Origin of the sequence: Agrobacterium larrymoorei (genome assembly GCF_005145045.1) — a bacterium.
GTDB lineage: Bacteria > Pseudomonadota > Alphaproteobacteria > Rhizobiales > Rhizobiaceae > Agrobacterium > Agrobacterium larrymoorei.
Window position 1 is genome coordinate 1109202 of the sequence record NZ_CP039692.1, and the last position, 25636, is coordinate 1134837.

23 protein-coding genes and 2 tRNA genes are annotated in these 25636 nt (G+C 57.8%); 13 read left to right on the plus strand and 12 right to left on the minus strand.

The features are described from left to right. Window positions 1-56: 56 nt before the first annotated feature. The 7 genes from CFBP5473_RS19400 to CFBP5473_RS19430 form a co-directional block, all read right to left on the minus strand. Window positions 57-236, minus strand: a complete 180-nt coding sequence (locus CFBP5473_RS19400; protein ID WP_027674676.1) for a hypothetical protein — start codon at window positions 234-236, stop codon at window positions 57-59. A gap of 255 nt (window positions 237-491) precedes the next feature. After that, window positions 492-1133, minus strand: a complete 642-nt coding sequence (locus CFBP5473_RS19405; protein ID WP_027674675.1) for a ThuA domain-containing protein — start codon at window positions 1131-1133, stop codon at window positions 492-494. A gap of 17 nt (window positions 1134-1150) precedes the next feature. After that, window positions 1151-2251 carry a Gfo/Idh/MocA family protein gene (locus CFBP5473_RS19410; protein ID WP_027674674.1) on the minus strand — a complete coding sequence of 367 codons (1101 nt, stop codon included), beginning with the start codon at window positions 2249-2251 and terminating at the stop codon, window positions 1151-1153. 132 nt (window positions 2252-2383) lie between these two features. Next, window positions 2384-2572 carry a Trm112 family protein gene (locus CFBP5473_RS19415; protein WP_027674673.1) on the minus strand — a complete coding sequence of 63 codons (189 nt, stop codon included), beginning with the start codon at window positions 2570-2572 and terminating at the stop codon, window positions 2384-2386. Between the two features lie 9 nt (window positions 2573-2581). Next, window positions 2582-3253, minus strand: coding sequence for an LON peptidase substrate-binding domain-containing protein (locus tag CFBP5473_RS19420; protein WP_027674672.1), 672 nt, complete (start codon window positions 3251-3253; stop codon window positions 2582-2584). A gap of 74 nt (window positions 3254-3327) precedes the next feature. Further along, window positions 3328-4302 carry a thioredoxin gene (gene trxA, locus CFBP5473_RS19425; protein ID WP_027674671.1) on the minus strand — a complete coding sequence of 325 codons (975 nt, stop codon included), beginning with the start codon at window positions 4300-4302 and terminating at the stop codon, window positions 3328-3330. 56 nt (window positions 4303-4358) lie between these two features. Beyond that, a complete protein-coding gene (locus CFBP5473_RS19430) occupies window positions 4359-4874 on the minus strand; it encodes a prolyl-tRNA synthetase associated domain-containing protein (protein ID WP_027674670.1) in 516 nt (171 codons plus the stop codon). Between the two features lie 249 nt (window positions 4875-5123). Between CFBP5473_RS19430 and CFBP5473_RS19435 the strand changes: the two genes are divergently transcribed. Then, window positions 5124-5198: transfer RNA gene (locus CFBP5473_RS19435), tRNA-Gly, on the plus strand. 228 nt (window positions 5199-5426) lie between these two features. After that, a tRNA-Gly gene (locus CFBP5473_RS19440) sits at window positions 5427-5501 on the plus strand. Between the two features lie 62 nt (window positions 5502-5563). On the opposite strand, the gene proP is transcribed toward CFBP5473_RS19440, so the two are convergent. The 4 genes from proP to CFBP5473_RS19460 all read right to left on the minus strand — a co-directional run bounded on the left by proP (window position 5564) and on the right by CFBP5473_RS19460 (window position 12122). Next, on the minus strand, window positions 5564-7084 hold the full coding sequence (gene proP / locus CFBP5473_RS19445) for a glycine betaine/L-proline transporter ProP (RefSeq protein ID WP_037170842.1): 1521 nt from the start codon (window positions 7082-7084) through the stop codon (window positions 5564-5566). A gap of 297 nt (window positions 7085-7381) precedes the next feature. Beyond that, window positions 7382-8965 (minus strand): carboxylesterase/lipase family protein, encoded by a 1584-nt coding sequence (locus tag CFBP5473_RS19450; RefSeq protein WP_051441214.1) that lies wholly within the window; start codon window positions 8963-8965, stop codon window positions 7382-7384. A gap of 295 nt (window positions 8966-9260) precedes the next feature. Beyond that, window positions 9261-10697: an NAD-dependent succinate-semialdehyde dehydrogenase gene (locus tag CFBP5473_RS19455; protein WP_027674667.1), complete on the minus strand. Its 1437-nt coding sequence runs from the start codon at window positions 10695-10697 to the stop codon at window positions 9261-9263. A 237-nt stretch (window positions 10698-10934) separates the two neighbouring features. Continuing rightward, window positions 10935-12122, minus strand: coding sequence for an acyl-CoA dehydrogenase (locus tag CFBP5473_RS19460; protein WP_027674666.1), 1188 nt, complete (start codon window positions 12120-12122; stop codon window positions 10935-10937). Window positions 12123-12219: 97 nt separating this feature from the next. Here CFBP5473_RS19460 and CFBP5473_RS19465 point away from each other — a divergent pair, with 97 nt between their 5' ends. The 7 genes from CFBP5473_RS19465 to CFBP5473_RS19495 all read left to right on the plus strand — a co-directional run bounded on the left by CFBP5473_RS19465 (window position 12220) and on the right by CFBP5473_RS19495 (window position 19695). Further along, on the plus strand, window positions 12220-13134 hold the full coding sequence (locus tag CFBP5473_RS19465; RefSeq protein ID WP_027674665.1) for a LysR family transcriptional regulator: 915 nt from the start codon (window positions 12220-12222) through the stop codon (window positions 13132-13134). 232 nt (window positions 13135-13366) lie between these two features. After that, a complete protein-coding gene (locus CFBP5473_RS19470; protein ID WP_027674664.1) occupies window positions 13367-14422 on the plus strand; it encodes a dipeptidase in 1056 nt (351 codons plus the stop codon). 38 nt (window positions 14423-14460) lie between these two features. Then, window positions 14461-16101 (plus strand): ABC transporter substrate-binding protein, encoded by a 1641-nt coding sequence (locus CFBP5473_RS19475; RefSeq protein WP_027674663.1) that lies wholly within the window; start codon window positions 14461-14463, stop codon window positions 16099-16101. Window positions 16102-16119: 18 nt separating this feature from the next. Then, entirely contained in the window at window positions 16120-17187 is a 1068-nt protein-coding gene (locus tag CFBP5473_RS19480) for an ABC transporter permease (protein ID WP_027674662.1), read from the plus strand. After that, window positions 17184-18116, plus strand: a complete 933-nt coding sequence (gene nikC / locus CFBP5473_RS19485) for a nickel transporter permease (RefSeq protein ID WP_051441213.1) — start codon at window positions 17184-17186, stop codon at window positions 18114-18116. Before CFBP5473_RS19480 ends, nikC begins: the two co-directional genes overlap by 4 nt. After that, on the plus strand, window positions 18113-18949 hold the full coding sequence (locus CFBP5473_RS19490) for an ABC transporter ATP-binding protein (RefSeq protein WP_027674660.1): 837 nt from the start codon (window positions 18113-18115) through the stop codon (window positions 18947-18949). Before nikC ends, CFBP5473_RS19490 begins: the two co-directional genes overlap by 4 nt. Continuing rightward, on the plus strand, window positions 18946-19695 hold the full coding sequence (locus CFBP5473_RS19495; RefSeq protein WP_027674659.1) for an ABC transporter ATP-binding protein: 750 nt from the start codon (window positions 18946-18948) through the stop codon (window positions 19693-19695). The genes CFBP5473_RS19490 and CFBP5473_RS19495 overlap by 4 nt, the downstream gene beginning before the upstream one ends. Before the next feature lie 72 nt (window positions 19696-19767). Here CFBP5473_RS19495 and CFBP5473_RS19500 read toward each other — a convergent pair whose 3' ends face one another. Beyond that, entirely contained in the window at window positions 19768-20916 is a 1149-nt protein-coding gene (locus CFBP5473_RS19500) for an IS4 family transposase (RefSeq protein ID WP_136954345.1), read from the minus strand. Window positions 20917-21098: 182 nt separating this feature from the next. Here CFBP5473_RS19500 and CFBP5473_RS19505 point away from each other — a divergent pair, with 182 nt between their 5' ends. The 4 genes from CFBP5473_RS19505 (at window position 21099) to CFBP5473_RS19525 (ending at window position 25629) form a co-directional block, all read left to right on the plus strand. After that, window positions 21099-21998 carry a LysR family transcriptional regulator gene (locus CFBP5473_RS19505; RefSeq protein ID WP_027676317.1) on the plus strand — a complete coding sequence of 300 codons (900 nt, stop codon included), beginning with the start codon at window positions 21099-21101 and terminating at the stop codon, window positions 21996-21998. Between the two features lie 134 nt (window positions 21999-22132). Further along, entirely contained in the window at window positions 22133-23656 is a 1524-nt protein-coding gene (locus CFBP5473_RS19510) for an ABC transporter substrate-binding protein (RefSeq protein ID WP_027676318.1), read from the plus strand. A 204-nt stretch (window positions 23657-23860) separates the two neighbouring features. Then, the gene (locus tag CFBP5473_RS19520; RefSeq protein WP_027676319.1) at window positions 23861-24811 is read left to right on the plus strand and encodes an ABC transporter permease; all 951 of its coding nucleotides are present in this window, start codon (window positions 23861-23863) and stop codon (window positions 24809-24811) included. Next, a complete protein-coding gene (locus tag CFBP5473_RS19525; protein ID WP_027676320.1) occupies window positions 24808-25629 on the plus strand; it encodes an ABC transporter permease in 822 nt (273 codons plus the stop codon). Before CFBP5473_RS19520 ends, CFBP5473_RS19525 begins: the two co-directional genes overlap by 4 nt. The last annotated feature ends 7 nt before the right edge of the window (window positions 25630-25636 follow it).

Sequence of the window (25636 nt, forward strand, 5' to 3'; positions counted from 1 at the left end):
AAATGGCCGCTGGAGCACGGCTCCAGCGGCCTTCTGTAAAACACATGGATTGCCGATTAACCCGAGCCAGGGTTGACCTCATCATCCTGCTCATCCGGCAGGGAGCCGGCCCCGGGTGTTTTGCTATTATCGGTCAAGTGCTTCTTGGCGTGGGGGCCTGCAGGCGGATTGTCCGTAGAGGCCGCGTTCTTGTCGTCGCTTTCCTCAACCGCTTCGCGGGCGTTCTTGTCGCTCATGGTAAAGCCTCCTGATCTCAACATGTCGGATCGTCATGTTCTTAAACGCTGCTATCTGAGCACGGTTCCGTCAGCGGCTAAGCCAAGTGGCTGATGTCGTTGGTAAACCCGCAAATGCAGTTCTTTAGAGCCTTTCAGCGTTTCCTTGAAACACAGAAACGCTCTAAGTTCTTGTTTAACGCATTGTCCTGACGCAAAACCGCTTTGCACTTTTGCTGGAGATGCTCTGGCTGCCTCTGCGGGTCATCCGGATTTTCAACGCGCAGCCCAGTTCGCGCCGCGGCGGAACATGGTTTTCATCTGCACGACTTCGAATTCCTTGGCCTGATGGCCGAGTGCGGAATAGAAGACGCGGCCTTTGCCGTATTTGCGTTTCCATACGACAGGCATGATGACGCCATCGATCCAGTAGGCGTGGTCGCCGGTGAAGCGCGTCGTTGCCAGCACCTCGTTGGATGGGTCGACATGCATGTAATATTGCTCGGACGTGTAAGGAAAATCGCTGATCCCTTCCATCAGCGGATCGTCGGGCCGGGTAATGTTGACCTCGTAATTGATGATGTTTCCGGGATGCGCCACCCACTGTCCGCCGATCATGAACTGATACTCGACGCATTCGCGGAAGCTGTCTCCCGCGCCGCCATGGAAACCGGCAATGCCGACACCGTTTTCAACTGCGCTGGCGAGGTTCTTGATCTCTTCCTTCTCTATCTTCGACATGGTGACGATGGGTACCACGAGGCTGAGATCGTGCACGGAGGGGTCGGCGAAGGCCTCGGTGCTGTTCTCCACATAGACCTTGAAGCCGTCTTCCTCCAGCATGTCCTTGACGATGGCCGCGCATTCCTGCGGCTCGTGGCCGCTCCATCCGCCCCATACGATCAGTGCTTCTTTCATTGTCTTCCTCCTCGAAATTATCTGTCCAACCGGCCATCGGTCAGTGAGTCCGCCAGCGGAGCGGGACGCTCCGCAGTAGTCGTGATGGATATGGTCGTGCCGGTGTCGGATGCCTTCTGGAAAGCTTCCATGACTTCGAGAACATGCAGCGCCAGATCGCCATTGGCGCGATGCAGCCTGTTCGAACGGAGCGCATGGGCAAGATCGGCAACGCCGATGGACCGGTAATTTCCGTCCGTATAAGGCGAGGTCAGATCCTGCGTCTCGAACTCGCCACCTTTCTTCAGCAATTGAACCTCTCCGCCGAAATAGTTCGGATCGGGCACGATCAACGTGCCCTCGGTGCCGTAAATTTCCAGCGGCACATGCTTGTGGCCTGCAACATCGAAGCTCATGCCCATTTGCACGACAGCACCATTTGCGAATGCGAGTACGCCTGCCACATGCGTTGCTACATGAACCGGAATTTTCTCGCCATTACGAGGTTCGCTGGTGATCAGCCGTTCCTTCCGCGGAGCGATGGCAAAACCCGCGACCTTTTCCACCAGGCCGAACAGGTTGACGAGATCGGTAATGTAATAGGGCCCCATGTCCAGCATCGGACCGCCGCCGACCTCGTAATAGAAGGCGGGGTTGGGGTGCCAACGCTCGTGGCCTGGGCACATGAAGGTTGCCGTTCCGCCAACGGGAATTCCGATGACACCGCTGTCGATCAGGTTTCGCGCGGTCTGATGACCGCCGCCAAGAAAGGTATCGGGTGCCGCGCCGATGCGCAGGCCCTTAGCCTTCGCCGCATCGTAAAGCTGCTTGCCCTCGGTGAAATTGATGCCGAGCGGCTTTTCGGAATAGGTGTGTTTGCCTGCTTCCAGCGCCCTCAGGCCAACCTCCACATGCGCCTTCGGAATGGTCAGGTTGACGATGATCTCGATTGACGGGTCGGCAAGAAGCTCATCGACGCTTCGAGCTTTCAAGCCGAATTCGGCGGCCCGTGCTTGCGCCATCTCGCTATTCATATCCGCCACACCGCGAATATCGAGGATCGGGAAGGATGCCATTGCCTTCAGATAGGCGCCCGAAATATTGCCGCATCCGATGATACCGATGCCGACCTTGTCCATGTGATTTCCTCCCTCGATGCTAAACAATCGCCAAAACGAATCCTCTTGGCGAATAGTGCTATCAAGAAATCATAGGATCACAAAAAAATATCACGCATAAGATGCGTGATGTCACTGACAATTTGTATGATGTCAGTCTTCGATCTTGCGGGCTTCCGAAATCAGCATGATCGGCACACCGTCGCGGATGGGGTAGGCAAGCTTCGCCCGTTCCGAGATCAATTCATGGTGCTCCCGGTCATAAGTTAGCCGCCCCTTGGTTAGGGGGCAGACGAGGAGATCAAGGAGCTTGGGATCGACCTTGCTGAGTTTCTCATCCATGCGACGCACTCATTGCAGGATCGTTCCGCTTTCCGTTCCGCCCTGGGCGAGAACGATTTCCATGATGGCGATCAGCGCATCGGCGCGGGATTTCAGGTCCGGTGCCTCCAGCAGCGCCTGCTTTTCCGCAGGGCCGAATGGCGACATCATCGAAAGGGAATTGACCAGCACGTGATTGCTTGCGCGCTCGACGCTATCCCAATCGGCTTCCAGCTGGTTGGAATCGAGAAAGGCACGGAAGACGCGCAGCAGGTTTTCCCGGTCGATAGTTTCGTCATCATCCTCGCCGGAGAGGTCCGAAATGAAGGGTGCGTGTTTGAAGACGCGGTATGGCGTGCCGCTCGTCGCCTCCTCCAGAAGGCGGAAACGGCAGACGCCGGTCAGCGAAATGATGTACCGGCCATCGCCTGTTTCGGTAAAAGACGTGATGCGGCCTATGCAGCCGATGGGGCTCAGCGCACCGCCATCCGTGCCTGCCTCTGCGGCCTGCAAGGCAGGCTGCACCATGCCGATCAGCCGGTGGCTTGCAAGGGCGGCATCGAACATCGCCAGATAGCGCGGTTCGAATATGTTGAGGGGCAGGTGGCCTTCAGGCAGCAACAGAACGCCGGGCAGGGGGAAGACAGGAATGGCGTTCGGTAAATCGCTGGCCTTCAAATATCTCGCATTTCCGACATGCATCGGATTGATCCCTTTGTCTCATCGTTCCCGCCCCCCTTAAGATGAGGAGCGGTGCCGCAAACCGCAAGACGCATTCAGGAAAACAATATGGATGACAGCTTGCGGCGCGCCGAAACGCTGGCCGGGTCCTTGAAGCCCCAGATTTCGAAAAACTCCACCAGCTGCTTGCGCGCTGCGTCGTCCTCGAAGGTGCGATCCTTGCGCATGATCGTCAACAGCTCGTCCGCTGCCTCGTCTCGCTTGCCCTGCACGTTGTAAATCTTGGCAAGCTTCAGGCGGGACGCATGGTCGTCGGCGTTGAGTTCAAGCGCCTGCTGAAGGGCGGCGGGATCGCCAAGCTTGCAGGCTTCTTCATATTGCGCCAGCTTCTTCGAAGCGGCCTGAATGGCTGCATCCTTGGCCAGTTCTTCCGGCAGGGAAGACAGAAGCTCGCTTGCGCGCTCATATTGACCCACTGCAATCATGCATTCCGCAATGCCTGCAACAGCGGCTGCGTTTTCGGGATCGGTCTGCATGACGGCACCAAAAAGCTGGGCGGCGCTCTGGTGATCGCCTGCTTCAAGCAACTGCTTGGCTTCTGCCAGCGCGGCGTCGATTTCAGCCTGCTGATCATCGGTCGCGGGACCGGCAATCTTGTCGATGAACTCACGGATCTGGCTTTCGGGAATTGCGCCCATGAAACCGTCGACCGGCCTGCCATCGACAAAGGCAACGATTGCCGGAATGGACTGAATGCCAAGCTGGCCGGGGATCGCCGGGTGGTCATCGATGTTCAGCTTCACCAGCTTGACGCGACCGCCTGCTTCATTGACCACTTTTTCGAGCGCGGGTGTCAGCTGCTTGCAAGGGCCGCACCATGGCGCCCAGAAATCCACCAGAACCGGCTGACGGCGGGATTCGTCCATCACATCCTTGGAGAAATTTGCGGTCGTCGTGTCCTTGATATGAGAGCCCGCTTGGGGAGCGGCCTGCTGCCCGCCGCCGAAGCTGGTCGATGCAGTCATCTGCCCACCCATCGAGGCGCCGTAAGGATTGTCCGTTCCGCTCATATCAGGTCTCCAATATCATTTCGTGCAATGGCGTTGTTGATCGCAAAGATCGTGGTTTATTCGGTCACTTTCAAGATCAGAGGCTCATGTCCCGTAGCCTTCAAAAAGCGCACGAGATCGTCGCGCCCGATGGTCGTCGTCGCGTCGTTGGAAAGCGGATGGCCGTTGATCAGATCGTGCTTCATCAACTCGCTGTCGAGGACGAAGGTGACCTGATTGTCCGTATCGTTGATCGCGCCGAAAACAGTCACGGAACCGGGAACGACGCCGAGATATTCCAGCATCTTTTCCGGCTTGCCGAAGGAAACCTTGCTGGCAGCATCGATGAGCTTATGGACGGTCTTCAGGTCCACCACCGCGTTTTCCTCGACCGTCAGCACGAAATACTGATCTTTCTTGTCCTTGACGAAGAGGTTTTTGGTGTGTCCGCCGGCAATGAGATCGCGCAGGGATTCCGATTCCGCCACGGTAAAGACAGGCGCATGCCGCGTGGTATCGTGCTTGATGCCAAGGCCATCGAGAAAGCTGAAAAGATCCTCTGCCGTCTTTTGGGCGTGCTCTGTCTCGCTCATCTTTTGCCTTTGCCGAATTCTGTTCCTGCCAATCTGCATAGGCCCGCAGGCCTTTATTTGCAATCCGTCGTGGTGCATCTGCCGATCAAAAGACCAGCCTTTTCCGAGGCTTGAGCGCGGAGGGAAAAATTTCTGCATGTTTTTGTCATTTCCCTGTTGCATTTGAAAATCGGTTGAGCGATATAGCCCCCGTCGCCGCAACACGGCGCCCACGGCTCAGCGATCTACCCCGAGCCGTTGGATTTTTGAGCGGGTGTAGCTCAGGGGTAGAGCACAACCTTGCCAAGGTTGGGGTCGAGGGTTCAAATCCCTTCGCCCGCTCCAAATCTCTCAAAAACAGATTATCAGTAACAGTGCCGCAGTCCATTGTGCGAATATTCGCGTTTGCAATCAAAAGCTTAACGCGGATCAGCATTCACCTTCATGACAAAAGATATCGCGAAAGACGCAAGATTTCCTCTTGCATTTGAAAGGCGATTGAGCGATATAGCCCCCGTTGCCACTTGACGGCACCCGCGGCTCAGCGATCTACCCCGAGCCGTCGGTTTTTGAGCGGGTGTAGCTCAGGGGTAGAGCACAACCTTGCCAAGGTTGGGGTCGAGGGTTCAAATCCCTTCGCCCGCTCCAAATCTTCTCAAGATTATAGATGATGCTGAATGTGGCGCGCATTCGCGCGCGCCGTCTCAGTCTCAGTCGAGATTCGGATGTCGGTTGACAAAGCGTTCACGCTTTTCCTTCAGCGCTTCCACCTGGCCCTCAAGCGAGGCGATTTCCTCATCGATGTCTTCGACGCGCTGTTCAATGTGGGAATATTGCTCGGCCAGCAGGATTTTTGCTTCCTTGGCGCTGGAGGCATTGGGCGTATCTCCATAAAGCGGGCGGTTGGCGGTTTCCTTCAGGAAAAACGATGTCACGATGCCGACAAGGCCTGCGACCATCAGGTAGTAGGCGGGCATGTAGATATTATCGGTTGCCTCGACCAGCCACGCTGCCGCTGTCGGCGTCAAACCCGCTACGATGATCGAGATGTTGAACGCGATGGCAAGAGCGCTATAGCGAATGCGCGCGGGAAAGAGTGCGGGCAGGGTGGAAGCCATGATGCCGATCAGGCAGTTCAGCGCCACCGCAAGGATCAGCAGACCCAGAAAGATCGCAACGATGCTGCCGCTCGAAATCAGGCTGAAGGCAGGAATTGCCAGTACCATTACGGCCACGCTGCCGATCATCAGGAAGGGACGGCGCCCGATTCTGTCGCTCACGAGACCGACTGTCGGCTGAACGAAAAGCATACCGATCATCACCACGATGATGATGAGAACGCCGTGATCCTCGCTATAATCCAGCGTCTGGGAAAGATAGGTCGGCATGTAGGTAAGCAGCATGTAATAGGTGACGTTCGTCACCAGAACCATGCCGATGCAGATCAAAAGCGAGCGGCGATAATCGCTCATGATCTCCCTGAACGGCACCATCGGGCGGTTTTCTACCGTCTCCTTGTCTTCCTTCTCCATGCGCTCCAGCTGCTCGGCAAAGGCCGGGGTTTCTTCCGCCGCATGGCGAAGATAAAGGCCGATCAGGCCTAGCGGCGCAGCAAGGAAGAACGGAACGCGCCACCCCCAGTCAAGGAAGCTCGCTTCACCTAAAATGGTGCTGAGCAGCACGACAAATCCGGCACCCAGCACGAAACCGGCAATCGAGCCGAAATCCAGCCAGCTGCCCAGAAAGCCCCGCTTTCTGTCCGGCGCATATTCCGCAACGAAGATCGCAGCACCCGTATATTCGCCGCCGACAGAGAAACCCTGTGCCAGCTTGCACAGAAGAAGCAGTATCGGCGCCCAGATGCCGATGGAGGCGTAGCTCGGGATGAGGCCGATGCAGAAGGTGCTGGCGGCCATGATGATGATGGTCAGCGACAGAACCTTCTGCCGCCCGAACTTGTCCCCCATGGCACCGAAAAAGATGCCGCCCAGTGGGCGCACAAGGAAAGGCACGGAAAAGGTGGCGAGTGCCGCGACTGTCTGAACGGCAGGCGACGCATCGGGAAAGAAAACCTTGCCGACAGCATAGGCGACGAAGCCGTAAACGCCGAAATCGAACCACTCCATGGCGTTGCCGAGAGCAGCAGCGGTAATGGCCTTCTTCAGCTTAACGTTGTCGATGACGGTGATGTCGTCAATGTGCAGAGGGGCTTGGGCGCTCGTATCGGTCAAGATTTTTACTTTCTAAAAAAACTTGCTGAATTCTCGAAATTCCGGCGTGTAAATGCGCAAGGGTTTCAACAGGTTCCACCTCTCACTGTCCGCTTGGGGACAAACTTAGGAATGGTCGAAAATCTTGATGCTCACCACATCGGATAATCGAAAGGTGGCTTGGCCAAGGTCGGAGCGCGCTGGGAGAACCAAACGCGCCAGCTCAATCCAGAGCGCGCGTTTCAACAATAAACCCGGCCTCATTTCTGGATGGGGCCGGGTTCTCAGCTTTTGAAAATTTCAGAGGGCCGTTACGGCTTACTTGGTGGCTGACTTACGGAAAAACTCCATCTGCGGCTTGTTCGGGAGTTTTACCACTGTCGTTTTGTCACCGATATCGAGCACCTGCTCTGCGGAATTGTCGAATTTCGGCCATTCCGGAAGATCGCCCCCGTTGGGGTTTCCGGTTTTCACGAAATTCGCAATGTAGTTCTGCCAGAGAGCAGACAATTCCCGATCCCGATCCGAGAATTCGCGATCGAGCAGATCCAGGGTGCCGAAGACATAAGGAACCTGCGATCCATGATAAGCGCCAAGCAGGGACGCCGGTGAGTTTTCCTGGAATGACTGTCCGTCCCAGAACGGGCTCTTGCGGGTCCAGTAATAGAGATATGTCGGTGCCTTACCCTTTGCCTGATCCGCAGCCGCGTTCCAGGTGTTGACGCCGAAGTTTCCGTCACGCGTAAAGCCTACGCGCGCCGCCGTTGCGGTCGCATCGTCTTTTACGCCGTAGAGCGTGCGCATCTCCGCGACCCGATCCTGCCCCACTTCCTTGGTGGCTTCTTTGACGAATTCTTCCTCTGTCCTGTTATAGATGTTTTCGTAGAATTCGTCCTCGCTCCAACCGACGAAGTACGGCACCTGCTTCTGCTCGCCAGCAGCCCAAACGTCGTTGACTGATTTCTTGAGGAAGTAGCCATCGACCACGGGACCGGCAAAGCGGGTTTTCGTATCCGACCATAGAGAGAGCAGCACTTCGGCAGGCATCGCTCTGAGCTGGCTGATCGACTGGTCGCCGATCATCCTGGAAAATTTCCGCCCTTCATCCTCTACCGTTTTGAGAGGTTTCGTCGGTGCCGCGGCAACGCCGCCACTCTGGGCCAAGCCGCCGTCAATCAGTCCCTCGGTGAGAGGGGAGGCCATGAGGTTGTTCACGCTGATTGCACCAGCAGACTGGCCGCCCACCGTGACTTTGCCCGGATCGCCGCCAAACGAAGCGATATTCTTCTCGACCCATTTCAGTGCTGCGACCTGATCGAGAGAGCCGTAATTGCCAGAGCTGTGATTGGCAGATTCGGCGGTCAGATCGGGATGGGCGAAGTAACCGAAAATGTTGAGCCGGTAATTGATCGATACGACGATCATCCCTTTTTGAGCGAGACGTTCGCCGTTGAATTCCGGCTTCGATGCCGCGCCGGACGTATAGGCTCCACCATGGATCCAGACGAAGACCGGAAGCTTTGTGGAAGGTGATGTGTTTGCCGGTGCCCACACATTGAGGTACAGGCAATCTTCGCTCATGGGCAGATTTTTATTGCCATAAACTTCGATGCTGATCGTTCCGGGGGTCCGCAATGTCTGCATGCACATGGCTGGCTGAGCATCGGCCTTGCGAACGCCGTCCCATGCGACCACGGGCTTCGGCTCTGCCCAGCGCAGTTCACCAACAGGTGGCGCGGCATAGGGTACGCCAAGATAAGCTTTGACTTCCGCATTCTGGGCCCAGCGGCCCTCTACCTTTCCTCCCTCGATCTGCACGGGGTCTCCGGTCACACGCGCCAAAGCGGGCGTTGACGATGTTGCGATGATCGCAACGGCAATAGATGCAAGAAATTTGTCCAAGATGCTCCTCCAAGATCACGTAAGACGAGAGGAAGATGTTCTATATTTTGATATATGACAATATGATTCTTGAAGAAAATTTTGATGCCGCTCCTGGTTGTCTCATGTGATCACTCTCAAGAGCGACTTAATCTTTGTTTCTTCGAAAATATGCTAATGTCTGGTTTTGCTGCCACCAGCAGGGCAACGAACAGAATATTGCGATATAGTAATATTTAATACAAATGAAAAGAAAAGGCCGCTCCTTGTGGGGCGGCCTTCCTGCATGATGCGACGCTGTTATCGATGGTTCAGATCAGTTCATCTGGCTGACGAAACGTGTTTCGAGATAGGCTTCGACCGCTTCCGAGCCGCCTTCCGTGCCGTAGCCGGAATCCTTGATGCCGCCGAACGGTACTTCCGGGATGGCGAGGCCGTTATGGTTGATGGTCAGCATGCCCGCTTCGACGCGCTGGCCAAGGGCGTGAGCGGTCTTGACCGAGCCGGTGAAGGCGTAGGATGCGAGGCCAAACGGCAGGCGGTTTGCTTCTTCCAGACCTTCCTCCAGCGTCGAGAATCGGTTGACGATGGCAATCGGGCCGAAGGGCTCTTCATTCATGATCTTTGCGCTGGTGGGCACGTCGGTCAAAACGGTGGGCTCGAAGAAGTTGCCCTTGTTGCCGATGCGCTTGCCGCCGGTTTTCAGCGTTGCGCCGTGGGAAACGGCGTCGTGGATCAGGTCTTCCATCGCCGGAATGCGGCGCTCGTTTGCCAGAGGACCCATGGTGGTGTCGGCCTCCAGGCCGTTGCCGATCTTCAGGCTTTCGGCATATTTCACGATACCATCGACGAAACGGTCGGCGATCGTGTCCTGAATGAGGAAGCGCGTCGGTGCGACGCAGACCTGACCGGCATTGCGGAATTTTGCGCCAGCAGACACTTCGATAGCCTTGTCGAGGTCAGCATCATCGAAGACGAGTACCGGTGCGTGGCCGCCAAGTTCCATCGTGGCGCGCTTCATGTGCTTGCCAGCGAGTGCAGCCAGATGCTTGCCGACCGGCGTGGAACCGGTGAACGAAATCTTGCGGATGACCGGATGCGGAATGAGATATTCCGAAATTTCGGCAGGCACACCGTAAACGAGGTTCACCACACCGGCTGGTACACCGGCATCCACGAAAGCGCGGATGAGTTCGGCAGGCGATGCCGGCGTCTCTTCCGGCGCCTTGACGATGATGGAGCAGCCCGTTGCGACGGCGGCGGAAAGCTTGCGCACGACCTGGTTGATCGGGAAGTTCCACGGCGTGAAGGCCGCGACCGGACCAATCGGGAACTTGATGGCAAGGTTGGAAACGCCACCGAAGCGGGCCGGGATGATCTGGCCATAAGTGCGGCGGGCTTCTTCGGCAAACCAGTCGATCGTGTCGGCGCCGTTGTTGATTTCCGCCTTGGACTGGGCAATCGGCTTGCCTTGCTCACGCGTCATCAACCACGCAATATAGTCGATGCGTTCGCGAAGAAGATCGGCTGCGCGGCGCATGACCTTCGAGCGTTCGAAAGCGGGCGTATCGCGCCAGACCTTGAAGCCCTTGTCGGCCGCGGCAAGCGCCAGATCGAGGTCTTCCTTTTCTGCATGCGCGATGGAACCGATGATTTCATCCGTCGCAGGATCGGAAACGGCAATCGTCTTGCCGGAGAGCGCATCGCGCCATTCGCCGTTGATGAGAAGTTTGACGTCGGGATAGCTGTGCATGTGTGAATACCTTCGTGACTTTACCGACCGGCAGGGCGCCGATGCATGTGTTCAATCAGCAACTCGATTGCCGCGTCAAGCGGGCCTGAGCGTTTTCGGAGCAAGCCGAAAACGGTGATGAGGTCTTTATATTAAGTCCCCAGCCGCCGGATTCAACCGGGTACACCCTCGATAAGTATGATTTATTTGCAATGCACAAAGCCCGGCTCAAGGCCGGGCTCTGTGGAAATTCAAGGATCAGAAGAAAGCCTGAAGGCCTGTCTGGGCGCGGCCCAGGATCAGCGCATGAACGTCATGCGTGCCCTCGTAGGTGTTGACCGTTTCAAGATTCTGCGCGTGGCGCATGACGTGATATTCGATTTGGATGCCGTTGCCGCCATGCATGTCACGGGCCTGACGGGCGATATCCAGCGCCTTGCCGCAATTGTTGCGCTTGATGATGGAGATCATCTCAGGTGCCATCCGGTGCTCGTCAAACAGACGACCGACGCGCAGCGATGCCTGAAGGCCGAGCGCGATTTCCGTCTGCATGTCTGCAAGCTTCTTCTGGTAAAGCTGCATTCCGGCCAGCGGCTTGCCGAACTGCTTGCGATCCATGCCATATTGATGCGCGCGGAACCAGCAATCTTCGGCAGCGCCCATGACGCCCCAGGAAATGCCGTAGCGGGCGCGGTTGAGGCAGCCGAAGGGGCCTTTGAGGCCGGAGACATTCGGCAGAAGCGCATCTTCGCCCACTTCCACGCCGTCCATCACGATTTCGCCGGTGATCGATGCACGCAGCGAAAGCTTGCCACCGATCTTCGGTGCGGACAGGCCCTTCATGCCCTTTTCCAGAACGAAGCCGCGGATTTCATTGTTGTGCGCCTCGGACTTCGCCCAGACCACGAAAACATCGGCAATCGGCGCGTTGGAAATCCACATCTTGGAACCGCGCAGGCGGTAACCGCCCTCGATCTTCTCGGCGCGCGTCTTCATGCCGTTCGGATCGGAACCGGCATCCGGCTCGGTCAGGCCGAAGCAGCCGATCAGTTCGCCGGACACGAGACCCGGCAGATACTTGTCCCTCTGCTCTTCCGAGCCATAGGCATAAATGGGGTAGATGACGAGAGACGACTGCACGCTCATCATCGAGCGATAGCCACTGTCGATGCGCTCCACTTCACGGGCAACGAGGCCGTAGGCGACATAGCTTGCATCCGCCGCACCGTATTTTTCCGGCAGGGTCACGCCCAGAAGCCCTGTCTGGCCCATGAGGCGGAACAGTTCCGGCTCCGACGTCTCGGAGAGGTAAGCTTCCTGCACGCGCGGGAGAAGTTCGGATTTCGCGAAAGCGGCGGCGGCGTCGCGGATCATCCGCTCGTCGTCGTTCAGTTGGTCTTCAAGCAGAAAAGGGTCCTGCCAATTGAATGATGCACGTTCGCTCACGATCAAGTCTCCACTTTTGGTGCAGTGATTATTGGCAATCGCGCTGCGTGGGGCAAGCCATGTTTACTCATTTTGCTATTACCTATAGGAATGCGCCATGACATCTCTCAGCCGCAAACTCCTGCCCTCCACCAGCGCTCTGGCCGCCTTTGATTCGGTTGCCCGGCTTGGCAGTTTTTCGCTTGCGGCAGATGAGCTTTCGCTGACGCAAGGGGCGATCAGCAGGCAGGTCATGTCGCTGGAAGAACAGCTTGGCGTGAAACTTTTCGAGCGCGGCGCGCGCGGTGTTTCGCTGACGTCGGAAGGCCAGACTTACGCAAAAGCCATCGGCATCGCGCTTGGCGATATCCGCTCCGCCTCGCTTCAGGTCATGACCAAAACGCATGGCAACACGCTGAATCTGGCCATGTTGCCGACATTCGGCACGCGCTGGCTCCTGCCGCGCATTCCCCATTTTGTCACTGCCCATCCCGAGATCACACTGAATTTTGCCACGCGCATCGGCCAGTTCGATTTCGAAAAAGAGGGGCTGGATATGGCAATCCATATCGGCCAGCCGGATTGGCCTCAGGCAGAGAGCGTTTTCCTGATGGACGAGATGGTGGCGCCGGTGTGCAGCCCCGCCTTTCTTGAAAGCCACCCTGTTTCCAGCGCTCAGGATATTTGCAGCCTGCCGCTCCTGCACATGGCGTCCAGACCGGGCGCATGGGACCATTGGTTCAAGAGCCTCGGCATTGCGGCGCATCACGCACCTGCCATGCGTTTCGAGCAGTTTTCCAGCGTGGCGCAGGCCTGCACCGCCGGTCTCGGCGTTGCCCTGATGCCGCTTTTTCTGATCGATATCGAGCTGAAGGCGGGGCAACTGGTGCAGGCATTCGATCATCAGGTGAAGAGCCCAAGCTCCTATTACGCTGTCGCGCCGCTCTCGCGCATCAATCACGCGCCTGTCGTGCTGTTCAGGCGCTGGCTGCTGGCTGAAAGCGAAAGTTTTCGCGCGCAGGCCAGCGCTTGATTCAGCCCCTGGTTTTAAAGGGGTTTTGGCTTTCATCCGTCTTTCTGGTCATTATTTCATCCTGCATAATTTTTGACTTGCGCGGCTTTGATTTCTCATCCTAGGATCGCTGCGACAGAAGAACGGCTTTGCGGGTTTCAAGCCTGCAAGTCGCGCGCGGTGGCATTCCGGCGTCTGCCAAGATTTTGGTTTTACACGGAAAATCTCCGCATCGTCTTTGGAATATCTTCACATGCAATTGGTTTTTGATGGTCATAATGATGTGCTGCTTCGTTTGTGGCGCGGGGCCAAAATGGGCGGCGATCCTGTCAAGGAATTCGTCCGGGGAACATCCGAAGGCCATATCGATGCGCCGCGCGCCAAGGCTGGTGGATTGGCCGGTGGTATCTGCGCCATCTATATTCCCTCGGGCGATCTCATCTTGCAGGAGCCAGACGAAAACGGCCACTACGTAACGCCGCTTGCCGCCCCATTGGAACGTCAGCCTTCACTCGATATCGCACTGGAAAAGGCATCCATCGCGCTGCAGCTGGAACGGGCTGGCGGATGGAGGCTTTGCCGCTCCACCGCCGATATTCGCAAAGCCATGGAAGACGGCGTCTTTGCGGCCGTGCTGCACATGGAAGGCTGCGAGCCGATTGCCGAAGATCTGGATGCGCTGGACGTGTTTTACGCCGCGGGTCTGCGCTCGCTCGGTCCCGTCTGGAGCCGCCACAATGTTTTCGGGCATGGCGTTCCCTTCGCCTTCCCGATGTCGCCGGACACGGCGCCGGGACTGACCGATGCGGGTTTCGAGCTGGTGAAGCGCTGTAATCAGCTCGGCATTCTTGTCGATCTGGCGCATATTACCGAGAAGGGCTTCTGGGACGTTGCGAAGACGACCGATCAGCCCTTGATTGCCAGCCACTCAAATGCCCATGCCCTGACCGGCGTCGCCCGCAACCTGACCGACCGTCAAATGGATGCGATCAGGGAAACTCGTGGGCTCGTCGGGCTCAATTACGCCGTCACCATGCTGCGCCCGGATGCCCGCGACGATGCCGACACCCCGCTTTCCGACATGGTTCGCCATATCGATTACATGGTGGAGCGGATGGGGATCGACTGCGTGGCGCTCGGCTCCGACTTCGACGGCGCGACCATTCCGGCGGAAATCAGCGACGCCAGCGGCAATCAAAATCTGGTTGCCGCACTGAAATCAGCAGGATACGCTGATGAAGAACTTGCTAAAATTTGCCGGGAAAACTGGCTGCGTGTTTTGGCTCAGGCATGGCATGAGCCGAACTGAAACGAGTGATATCAACCTACTATAAAAAGGGGAGAACAATGACCAAATCGCTCAATAAAATGGCCCGCATCCTTGCCACAAGCGCTGCGCTGTCCCTGATCGCACTTTCCGCACCGCAGGCTTTTGCGGCGACGCCCGCCGATACGCTGGTCGAAGGCTTTGCCATCGATGACATTATCACGCTCGATCCCGGCGAGGCATTCGAGCTTTCCGCCGCAGAAGTTACCGGTAATACATACAGCAAGCTGGTAAACATCGATCTCAGCGATACGTCCAAGGTCGTCGGCGATCTGGCCGAAAGCTGGACGACATCGGAAGACGGTCTGACCTATACGTTCAAACTGAAGCCAAACCTCAAATTCGCTTCCGGCAATCCGGTCACGGCGGAAGACGTGGCCTTCTCCTTCGAACGCGCCGTCAAGCTCGACAAATCCCCTGCCTTCCTGCTTACCCAGTTCGGTCTCAAGGGCGACAATGTTACTGAGAAGGCGAAGGCCGCAGACGCCAATACCTTCGTACTGACCGTCGACAAGCCCTATGCGCCAAGCTTCGTGCTGAACGTTTTGACCGCAACCGTCGCATCGGTCGTGGACAAGAAGCTCGTGATGGAAAAGGCGAAGGCCGTTACGCCGAATGCCGATTATAAATATGACAGCGACTTCGGCAACGAGTTCCTGAAGACCGGTTATGCCGGTTCTGGCCCCTACAAAATCCTTGGCTGGAAGGCCAACGAAGCCGTCATCATGGAAGCCAATCCGAATTACTATGGCGAAAAGCCGAAGCTGAAGCGCGTTGTCTATCGCCACATGAAGGAAAGCTCCGGCCAGCGTCTGGCGCTTGAAAATGGCGATATCGATGTGGCGCGCAACCTGGAGCCCGGCGACATGGAGGCCGTTTCCAAGAAGGAAGGTCTCGCAGTTACCTCCGCTCCCAAGGGCACCGTTTATTACTTCAGCCTCAACCAGAAGAACGAGAACCTGAAGAAGCCGGAAGTCGTCGAAGCCTTCAAATACCTTGTCGATTACGACGCCATCGGCGCGACGCTCATCAAAGGCATTGGCGAGATTCACCAGACCTTCCTGCCCAAGGGCCAGCTCGGTGCGCTTAACGACAACCCCTACAAGCTGGATGTTGCCAAGGCCAAAGAATTGCTGGCCAAGGCCGGTCTGAAGGACGGCTTCACCGTAACCATGGATGTGCGCAACACGCAGCCGGTAACGGGCATTGCCGAAAGCGTTCAGCAGACGCTGGCGCAGGCTGGCATCAAGCTCCAGATCATTCCGGGTGATGGCAAGCAGACGCTCACCAAATACCGTGCGCGCACGCATGACATCTATATCGGCCAGTGGGGCTCGGACTATTTCGACCCGAACTCCAATGCAGAGACCTTCACGATCAACTACGACAATTCCGACGAAGGCAAGAACAAGACGCTTGCATGGCGCAATGCCTGGGATGTGCCGGAGCTGACGAAGGAAACGCAATCAGCGCTTCTGGAAAAGGACAGCGCCAAGCGCGCGAAGATCTATGAGGACCTTCAGAAGAAGGTTCTGGAAACCGGGCCGTTCGTCGTCATCTTCCAGCAGACGGAAGTTGCCGGTTATTCGGCAAAGCTCAAGGGCCTGAAGCTCGGTCCGAGCTTCGACACCAACTATGTTTACAACATCTCCAAGGAATGATCCGGCAGGATTGGTCCCTTGAGCATTGTTGAAACATCGCAAAGGCCAAGGCGCGGCAAGAGCCGCGCCAACAAGCGCCTTATGGCCGTTCTCGGCTTCATCGTTACCGTCGTCACGACCTTTCTGGGTCTGCTGGCGGTAACCTTCTTCATCGGTCGCGTCATCCCAATCGATCCCGCGCTTGCCATCGTCGGCGACCGCGCGCCTGCCCATGTGGTGGAGCGCGTGCGGGAGGAGCTGGGCCTTAACCTGCCGCTGTGGCAGCAGTTTTTTATCTATCTGAAGCAGGCGCTTTCCGGTGAGTTCGGCACTTCGGTACTGACCACCAATCCGGTGATGCAGGATATTAAACGCGTCTTCCCGGCAACCATCGAGCTTGCCACACTCGGCACCCTGATCGGCGCGATCTTTGGTATTCCTCTCGGCGTGCTCGCCGCCGTCAAGCGCGGCAGCATTGTCGACCAGATCGTGCGCGTCATCGGTCTCGTCGGTTACTCGGTGCCGATCTTCTGGCTGGGCCTTCTGGCGCTTCTGGTGTTTTACGCCAAGCTGAACTGGGTCGCCTATCCCGGTCGCATCGATATCGTCTATGAATTCACCTTCACGCCGGTTACCGGCTTTTATCTGCTGGATGCCTTGTGGCAGCGGCAATGGGATGTGCTGTGGGACCTGTTCCGTCACATCATCCTGCCCGCCGGGCTTCTCGGCTATTTTTCGCTCGCCTATATCAGCCGCATGACGCGCTCCTTCATGCTCAATGAGCTGGCGCAGGAATATGTCGTGGCGGCGCGGGCGAAAGGCCTGTCGGAACCGCGCATCATCTGGTTCCACGCGTTGCGCAATGCCGCCGTGCCGCTCTTGACCGTAATCGTGCTGTCCTATGCCGGGCTTCTCGAAGGTTCTGTCCTAACGGAGACGATCTTCTCCTGGCCGGGGCTTGGCCTCTACATCACCAATTCCCTGCAGAATGCGGATATGAATGCCGTTCTCGGTGGCACCATTGTCATTGGCGCCGTCTTCATCGGCATCAATCTCCTGTCCGATCTGCTCTACCGGACGCTCGATCCAAGGACGCGCAGCCGATGACCGATACAGTTTCCATCCTCAAACCCTATAGTCGCGAATGGCTGCTGTCCGACCGGCCGACCTCGCGCAAGCAGGCGCGGCTCGGGCGTGCCTATGTCATCTGGCGGCGCTTTTCCGAAAACCGGCTGGCGCTTGCCGGTCTCGGCATCATTCTGGCGCTCATTCTGGTCGCGATCTTTGCCGATGTGCTTGCCCCGCATTCCGCCGTTCAGGGCGATTTGCGCAACGCCCGCCTGCTGCCGCCCGGAAGCGAAGGGTATTGGCTCGGCACCGATGATCAGGGCCGCGATATTCTCTCGCGCCTCATCCACGGTTCGCGCCTCACTCTCTTCGTGGTCGTGCTGGTGGCCATCATCGCAGCACCCATCGGGCTCATCGTCGGCACGGTTTCTGGCTATGCCGGTGGCTGGATCGATGCGGTGCTGATGCGCATTACCGATATTTTCCTTGCCTTCCCGAAGCTGGTTCTGGCGCTGGCGCTGGTGGCAGCGCTCGGGCCGGGCATCGAGAATGCAGTGCTTGCCATCGCCATCACCTCATGGCCGCCTTATGCCCGCATCGCGCGCGCCGAAACCATGACCTTCCGCAATTCCGATTTCATCGCGGCGGTGAAGCTCATGGGCGCTTCGCCGTGGCGCATCGTGCTGAAACACGTCATGCCGCTCTGCCTCTCGTCGCTCATCGTGCGCGTGACGCTGGATATGGCGGGCATCATTCTCACAGCCGCCGGTCTCGGCTTTCTCGGCCTCGGCGCACAGCCGCCGTTGCCGGAGTGGGGTGCGATGATTGCCTCCGGTCGCCGTTTCATTCTCGATCAATGGTGGGTGGCCGCCATGCCGGGCGTCGCCATTCTCATCGTCAGCCTCGGCTTCAATCTGCTGGGCGATGGCCTTCGCGATGCGCTCGATCCGAAGGAGGCTGGCCAGTGACGACACCTCTTTTGACGGTCGATAATCTGCGCGTCAGCTTTCCCACCCGCACCGGGCTTGTAGAAGCGGTGCGCGGCGTTTCCTTCTCGCTCGGTAAGGAGCGGCTCGGCATCGTCGGTGAATCCGGCTCTGGCAAATCGCAGACCGGCCGCGCCATCATGGGGCTGACGCCGGGACACGCGAAGATCGAGGCGGATGCGCTGCGCTTCGGCGATATCGATCTTCTCAAAGCCTCGGCAAAGCAACGCCGCGCCATTCGCGGCAAGCGCATTGCCATGATCTTGCAGGACCCGAAATATTCCCTCAACCCGGTCATGACCATCGGTCGCCAGATCGTGGAAACGCTGAAGACTCATGAGCGTGTCGGCTCGACCGAGGCGAAGAAGCGCGCGCTCGACATGCTGGAGGCGGTGCAGATCCGCGATCCCGAACGCGTCTTCAACCTTTATCCGCATGAAGTCTCCGGCGGCATGGGCCAGCGCGTCATGATTGCCATGATGCTGGTCTGTGGCCCCGAGCTTCTGATTGCCGACGAACCGACATCGGCGCTTGATGTGACCGTGCAGCTGGAGGTGCTTGATATTCTCGACAGACTGGTGCGGGATCGCGGCATGGGGCTCATCTTCATCTCGCATGATCTGCGTCTCGTTTCCTCTTTCTGCGACCGCGTCATCGTCATGTATGCAGGCAAAGTGGTGGAGGAGCTGCCATCGGCCAACCTCCAGAATGCCCAGCATCCCTATACGAAGGGGCTGTTGAACTGCCTGCCGAAAATCGGTGAGGACAGGCATCCGCTGCCGGTTCTCGAGCGTAAGGCGGAGTGGCGCCTATGACGACTGTTCTTTCCGCCCGCGATATGGTCGTGGATTTCGAAGGCTATCTGGCGCTGGACCGCGTCAGCATCGAAGTCGCCAAGGGTGAATCTTTCGGCCTCGTCGGTGAATCCGGTTCCGGCAAATCTACGCTTTTGAGAGCCATTGCAGGCCTCAACCATTTCGATGAAGGCTCCCTCATGGTGGAGGGACGGACTTACGACCGCAAATTCCGCGACAAGTCCTTCTACCGCGATGTGCAGATGGTGTTTCAGGACCCCTATGGATCGCTTCACCCGCGCCAGACGGTGGATTCGCTGCTTCTGGAGCCGCTGGTCATCCACGGTCTGGATGACAGGGAAGGGCGCATCACCCGCGCTCTGGATGAGGTGGGTTTGGGCTCCGGCTTCCGCTTTCGTTACTCCCACCAGCTCTCCGGCGGTCAACGCCAGCGCATCGCCATTGCGCGCGCCTTGATCCTTGAGCCGAAAATCCTGCTTCTGGACGAGCCGACCTCGGCGCTCGATGCCTCCATTCAGGCGGAAATTCTCAATCTGCTCGAGCAGGCCCGTAAGGATCGCGGCCTCACCTTCCTCATGGTCAGCCACGATCTCGGCGTCATCAGCCATATGTGCGACCGTCTGGCCGTGATGAAGAGCGGGAAGATCGTCGAGACGCTGGATGTGAAGGCGCTGGAAACGCGGGATTTCGGGGCGGATTATACGCGGCAGTTGATGGTGGCGAGCGAAGGTTTTCGCCGCGATTGATTGATGGCTTTGACTTTGCCCAACCCACTGCCGTCATCCTCGGGCTTGACCCACTACTGTCCGGTTTAAATTTCAGTCCCACATCAGCACCATCTGGTTTGGGGATTTGGACGGTTGTGTGGGTGGTTTAAGGAGTTGGTCGGATCGCCTTTTGTGCATGAGGTTGAGGCGTACGAGGCGGGTGAAGGTGAGCGGTTGCGTGATGGCGCTCTGGCAGGCCTGCGCCATGCGCAGCACAAGATAGGCGATGAGGGCGACATAGGTCTGGATGCGCACGGCGTTTTCGGATGCTCCGAAGAAATGGCGTATCCTGAGGTTCTGCTTGACCCATTTAAAGAACAGTTCGATCTGCCAGCGCTGTTTGTAAAGCTCGGCAATCTCTTCGGCTGGCGCATCCAGATCGTTGGTGACGAGCCGGATGGTCCTGCCCGTGTCGATCCGCACCGCGATCTCGCGCAACGGTTCGGAAAAGGGATTGCGTCTCGAGCGCGCCATGCGTTGTGCCAACAGCCCGATCCTGTCGCACAGGATGTGATCGCTCTCGCTTGGAGGCTGTTCGGTGGCGGCCTGAAGATGCGTGTTGGTCTTCAGCCGTGTGACGAAGCGGCAGCCTGCCCGGTCCAGCGCTGCCCACCACGCGAAATCATAGTAAGCCAGATCAAAGACATAGGTCATGCCGGGTTCGATCGGCATGGCCTTTGCGGGCACGATGTCGTTGGTTCTCTGGCCTGTCATGGTCATCGCCATGGTGATGTCGCCATTCGGATCGTAGGCGACATGCAGCTTGGCGGCTCTGCGCCCGCTGACCATATCGGCCCAGCCATCGCTCATGGAGGAGAGGGCGACGCGGGTGGCGTCGAGCAGGCGCACCGCATCGCGGATATGGCGACGGGTTCTTCGGCTGGCGGCAGCCGCCATATGGGAGAACAGATCGGCAAAGACGCCCGCAGGCCTTGTGGCATTGGCATCGGCAAGGGTGGAGCGCGCCACGCCGTGGGCACCCAGATGATAAAGCTGGTTGCGGTGGCTCGACAGCCCTGCCTCGATCTCGCGCAGGCTTTGCGCGCCGGAAAGCTGGGCAAACAGAAGCGCCAGCAACTGGTCCTTCATCGAAAACCGCCGAACCCTGTGATCGCCCTTGTACTTATCCACAAGCCCTTCGAAGACCTGCCAGGGAACATGCTTCTGTATTTGATGAAAAACGCTATTCTGGTGGCGCATGACGTTGATCTCCTGTTCGTGTCCAGATCGCCGCGAAACGTCTGAAACCGAGTAGAATCAATGTCATGCGCCTTGTCCAGAAATTTAAACCGGACAGCAGTGGGCTTGACCCGAGGATGACGGCAGTGGAGTAGGTGTGGTCTACGACTCCTCCGAGAAGCGGGCTGAGAGAAGGACGAAACATGCACCTGCGCGCATTGATGTATTTCGATGAACTCGTCCGCACCAATTCCATGCGTGCAGCGGCGGAGAATCTCGGTGTCGCGCCAACGGCCATCAGCCGCCAGATCGAAAATCTGGAAGAGCATTTCGGCACGCAGCTGGTGGAACGTTCCAGCCGCGGCGTGAAGCTGACGGCGGCGGGGGGGCTTTTGGCGGCCCGCGCGGGTAAGACGTTGCGCGAGCTGAATCTCGTGCAACAGCTGATGGACGACCTGAAGGGGCTGGAGCGGGGCGAGGTCACCATATTCGCCAATGGCGCGGCGGTAAACCTGCTGGCACCCGTGCTGTCAGGCTTCAGCATCAAATATCCCAGGCTGCGTTTCAATGTGCAGATTACCAGCGCGCGGCAGGCCATCGATGCCCTCAACTCGGCTGAAGCCGATGTGGCGCTGATGCTTTTCGGCCCCAAAGTTTCGGAGGTGGAAATCCGCGCGCGCAAGGACATCGTCTATGATGTCATCCTGCCTGCCGACCATCCCTTAGCGAGTGCGAAAAGCGTTACTCTCAAGGAAATCGCAGCCTATCCTTTGGCGCTTCCCGAAAAAGGCTTCGCTGCACGGCAGGCTTTTGACGAGATTTTTGCCTCTGCCAAAGTCGCACTCGACCCGGTCTTCACCATCAGCTCGCTGGAGCTTTTGCGGGAACTGGTGCTGGATAAAGCGGCGATTACGCTTCTGCCGTCGCTCTCGGTATCGCGCGACATCCGGGCCGGGCAGATGGTGGCGGTGCCGCTTGCGGGCACGAAGGGCGTGCGCACCGAAATCCAGCTCTGCACCGCGCCGGATCGCGATCTTTCCTTTGCAGCATCCACCTTCATTTCCTTCGTGCAAGAGGTGATGAAGACGGATGGCCAAAAATAGCGGCTTGATTCTTCCACGCTGTTTCGTGTAGCGCTTTTTGCAACACGGTGAACACATAATGTTTTCACCGTCGGAACTTCTTCGCGCACACGCGGTTCTGGCCATTCAGTGGCGCCGCATCACAGGGGACAGGGATGGCAGCTTATTCGATTTCGAGGTCTTGGAGCTTTACACGCCGGGTTTTGCTTGGTGCGGCACTCGTGTTTTCGCTTGGGTCCGCTCCTGTCTTAGCTGCGCAGAAAACCAGCATCATTCTCGGTATGGGCGGCGAACCGGCGGGGCTGGACCCAACCATCTCCGCTCCGGTCTTCATCGGGCAGGTGACATGGCAGAATATTTTCGAAGGCCTCGTCACCATTGACAGGGACGGTAAAATCCAGCCGCAACTTGCCAGTCGCTGGGATGTTTCGGAGGATGGAAAAACCTATACCTTCCATCTCAGGCAGGGCGTGACCTTTCATGATGGGGAGGCATTCGATTCATCCGTTGCCAAATTTTCCCTGGATCGGGCGCGCGGAGAAAATTCCGTCAATCCGCAGAAGCGCTTCTTCTCTGCCATCGATACTATCGAGACACCTGACGCGAATACGCTTGTGCTGAAGCTGAAGCAGCCTGCCGGCAGTCTGCTCTATTGGCTGGGCTGGCCTGCTTCCGTTATCGTTGCCCCGAAGTCCGCCGAGAATAACAAGACGACGCCCATCGGCACCGGTCCGTTCAAATTCGTCAATTGGGCCAAGGGCGACAAGGTCGAACTGGCGCGCAATCCAGACTACTGGAACAAAGACATCGACGTCGCTCTGGAAAAAGCCACCTTCCGCTTCATCACCGACCCGCAGGCACAGGCCGCTGCCCTGAAGGCGGGGGATGTGGATGCATTTGCAGAGTTTGGCGCACCGGAACTGATGGGCTCCTTCGATGGCGATGCCCGTCTCGGCACCTTCATCGGCAACACGGAACTGAAGGTGGTGGCGGGTATGAACAATGCCCGCAAGCCCTTTAATGACAAGCGCGTGCGCCGGGCTCTGATGATGGCCGTAGATCGGTCCATGGTCATTGAAGGCGCATGGTCCGGTTTCGGCACGCCCATCGGCAGCCATTACACCCCAAATGATCGCGGTTATATCGATACGACCGGCGTGTTGCCTTACGATGCCGAAAAGGCAAAAGCGCTGCTCAGTGAAGCGGGCTATCCCAACGGTTTCACCTTCACCATGAAGGCGCCGCAGATGGCCTATGCCCAGCGCACATCGCAAATCCTTCAGGCCATGTTCGCCGAGATCGGCGTCACCATGAATATCGAAACGACCGAATTTCCGGCGAAATGGGTGTCCGATGTGCTGAAGGGCGCGGATTACGATATGACCATCGTGGCGCATGCAGAGCCGATGGACATCGACATCTATGCGCGTGATCCCTACTATTTCAACTATAAGAACCCGACTTTCAACGAGATCGTCCGTAACGTGGAACTGACATCCGATCCAGTCGTGCAGGATAAGCTTTATGGCGATGCGCAGAAAATTCTGGCCGAGGACGCCCCTGCGCTATTCCTCTTCGTCATGCCGAAACTTGGTGTTTGGGACAAGAAGTTGCAGGGTCTGTGGCAGAACGAGCCCATTCCTTCCAATGTTCTGACGGATGTTCACTGGGAAGACTAGACGCGTGGGTCGCCGATATCTCGCTCTTCCACCACCTCATTCCTGTGCTTGTCACAGGAATCCAGTCGGAGCGCGTCTGCGCGCCGGGATGACTTTTTTCAGCCCAAGGACTTGGACTGGCTGGATTCCTGTGACAAGCACAGGAATGAGGGAAAGTAGGGATGGCGATGCGTATCCTGCGCATGGCGGGGGGCCATATAGGCAATGATCCCCCTCATCCTAAAACGCCTCATCGGCCTCTTCCTCACACTTCTGGTCGTATCCTTCCTCATCTTCTTCGTCATGGGTCTTCTGCCGGGTGATCCGGCGGCGATCATGCTTGGCACGTCTGCGAGCCCGGATACGCTGGTGGCGCTGCAAAAACAGATGGGCCTAGATCAGCCGCTGCTGCTGCGGTATTTCAGCTGGCTGGGCGGCTTGGCCATCGGAAATATGGGCCAGTCCTATACGTATGGCGTGCCCGTCGTCGGTCTTATCCTCGAACGGCTGGCCGTAACATTGCCGCTTGCGCTGATAGCGGTTACGCTTTCGATTGTGATCGCCGTTCCGCTCGGCGTGCTTTCCGCTCATAGACGCGGTGGTACTTTCGATATGTTATCGAGTCTCTTTTCTCACGCCAGCATTGCGGTGCCCGGTTTCTGGGTTGGGCTGCTGCTGATCATCCTGTTTTCCACCACGCTCGGCTGGATGCCCGCTGGTGGTTTTCCGGGGTGGCAGGCTGGTTTCTGGTTGTCGCTGAAGTCGCTCGTGCTTCCGGCTCTCGCGCTTTCGCTTGGGCAGGCAGGCGTGCTCACGCGTGTCTGCCGCGCAGCCGTGCTGGAGGTGCTGAACGAGGATTTCGTGCGGACGGTGCGGGCAAAGGGTATCAGCGATGCGGCCGTTCTTTGGAAACATGTTCTTCCCAATGCGCTGATCCCGGTCATTACCATGATTGGCCTGCAGTTTACCTTCCTCATTGCCGGGGCAGTACTGGTTGAAAATGTTTTCAATCTGCCGGGGCTTGGCAGGCTGGCTTATCAGGCGCTGACCCAGCGGGATATCGTGGTGATGCAGGCGGTCGTGCTGTTCTCCTGCGCGCTCGTCATCGTCATGAACTTCCTTGTCGATCTCGCCTATCTCGTCATCGATCCTCGTTTGCGGGGCGAAACGCGATGAGCCCTTCGATCAAGCGCAGAATCCCGCTCACTGCAGGCGCAGTCGTTACGGGAACACTGTTTGCAATAGCGCTCCTGTCCCTTGTCTGGACCCCGGTGTCGCCGACGAAAATTCAGATACTGGCAAAGCTTAAACCGCCTTTGACGCAAGGGCTTCTCGGCACGGATCACTTCGGTCGCGATGTCCTGTCCATGTTGATGGTCGGGGCGTGGAATTCGCTTTCGACGTCGATTGTTGCCGTTGCGATAGGCGCGTCCATCGGAACTTTGCTGGGCGTGGTGGCTGCGGCGCAAAGAGGCGTTTTTGAAAGCCTGATCATGCGGCTCTGCGATATCGTCTTTGCATTGCCGCCGATCCTTTCGGCCATGATGCTCGGTGCGTTCATCGGCTCGGGCCGCTTCACCGCAATCGTCGCCATCGGCACTTTCATGGTGCCGGTTTTCGCGCGGCTGACCTGTGGTGCTGCGCGACAGATCTGGGCGCGCGATTTCGTGGCCGCTGCGGAAAGCATCGGCAGAAGCAAAGCGGGCATCACGCTCTCGCATGTCCTGCCCAACATCGCCCATCTGGTCATCGTCCAGATCAGCATCCAGCTTGGCCTCGCGATTCTCACCGAAGCGGGATTGAGCTTTCTGGGCCTTGGAATGCCGCCGCCCGCACCCACATGGGGAAGGATGTTGTGGGAATCGCAGACCTATCTCGCAACTGCCCCCTGGCTTGCCATCCTGCCAGGGTTTTCGATTGCGCTTGCGGTGCTCGGATTCAATCTGCTGGGGGATGGCCTGCGCGAGGCGCTCGATCCGCGCTCGAGACGATAGAAACGGG

What these genes read in the sequence shown, in the direction of transcription:
- CFBP5473_RS19475 (WP_027674663.1), top strand. Translation starts at nt 14,461, where the DNA reads ATGACCAAATCGCTCAATAAAATGGCCCGCATCCTTGCCACAAGCGCT.
- nikC (WP_051441213.1), top strand. Translation starts at nt 17,184, where the DNA reads ATGACCGATACAGTTTCCATCCTCAAACCCTATAGTCGCGAATGGCTG.
- CFBP5473_RS19455 (WP_027674667.1), bottom strand. Translation starts at nt 10,697, where the DNA reads ATGCACAGCTATCCCGACGTCAAACTTCTCATCAACGGCGAATGGCGC.
- CFBP5473_RS19405 (WP_027674675.1), bottom strand. Translation starts at nt 1,133, where the DNA reads ATGAAAGAAGCACTGATCGTATGGGGCGGATGGAGCGGCCACGAGCCG.
- CFBP5473_RS19495 (WP_027674659.1), top strand. Translation starts at nt 18,946, where the DNA reads ATGACGACTGTTCTTTCCGCCCGCGATATGGTCGTGGATTTCGAAGGC.
- CFBP5473_RS19525 (WP_027676320.1), top strand. Translation starts at nt 24,808, where the DNA reads ATGAGCCCTTCGATCAAGCGCAGAATCCCGCTCACTGCAGGCGCAGTC.
- CFBP5473_RS19520 (WP_027676319.1), top strand. Translation starts at nt 23,861, where the DNA reads ATGATCCCCCTCATCCTAAAACGCCTCATCGGCCTCTTCCTCACACTT.
- CFBP5473_RS19465 (WP_027674665.1), top strand. Translation starts at nt 12,220, where the DNA reads ATGACATCTCTCAGCCGCAAACTCCTGCCCTCCACCAGCGCTCTGGCC.
- CFBP5473_RS19410 (WP_027674674.1), bottom strand. Translation starts at nt 2,251, where the DNA reads ATGGACAAGGTCGGCATCGGTATCATCGGATGCGGCAATATTTCGGGC.
- CFBP5473_RS19500 (WP_136954345.1), bottom strand. Translation starts at nt 20,916, where the DNA reads ATGCGCCACCAGAATAGCGTTTTTCATCAAATACAGAAGCATGTTCCC.
- CFBP5473_RS19505 (WP_027676317.1), top strand. Translation starts at nt 21,099, where the DNA reads ATGCACCTGCGCGCATTGATGTATTTCGATGAACTCGTCCGCACCAAT.
- CFBP5473_RS19420 (WP_027674672.1), bottom strand. Translation starts at nt 3,253, where the DNA reads ATGCATGTCGGAAATGCGAGATATTTGAAGGCCAGCGATTTACCGAAC.
- CFBP5473_RS19430 (WP_027674670.1), bottom strand. Translation starts at nt 4,874, where the DNA reads ATGAGCGAGACAGAGCACGCCCAAAAGACGGCAGAGGATCTTTTCAGC.
- CFBP5473_RS19400 (WP_027674676.1), bottom strand. Translation starts at nt 236, where the DNA reads ATGAGCGACAAGAACGCCCGCGAAGCGGTTGAGGAAAGCGACGACAAG.
- CFBP5473_RS19470 (WP_027674664.1), top strand. Translation starts at nt 13,367, where the DNA reads ATGCAATTGGTTTTTGATGGTCATAATGATGTGCTGCTTCGTTTGTGG.
- CFBP5473_RS19510 (WP_027676318.1), top strand. Translation starts at nt 22,133, where the DNA reads ATGGCAGCTTATTCGATTTCGAGGTCTTGGAGCTTTACACGCCGGGTT.
- trxA (WP_027674671.1), bottom strand. Translation starts at nt 4,302, where the DNA reads ATGAGCGGAACGGACAATCCTTACGGCGCCTCGATGGGTGGGCAGATG.
- CFBP5473_RS19415 (WP_027674673.1), bottom strand. Translation starts at nt 2,572, where the DNA reads ATGGATGAGAAACTCAGCAAGGTCGATCCCAAGCTCCTTGATCTCCTC.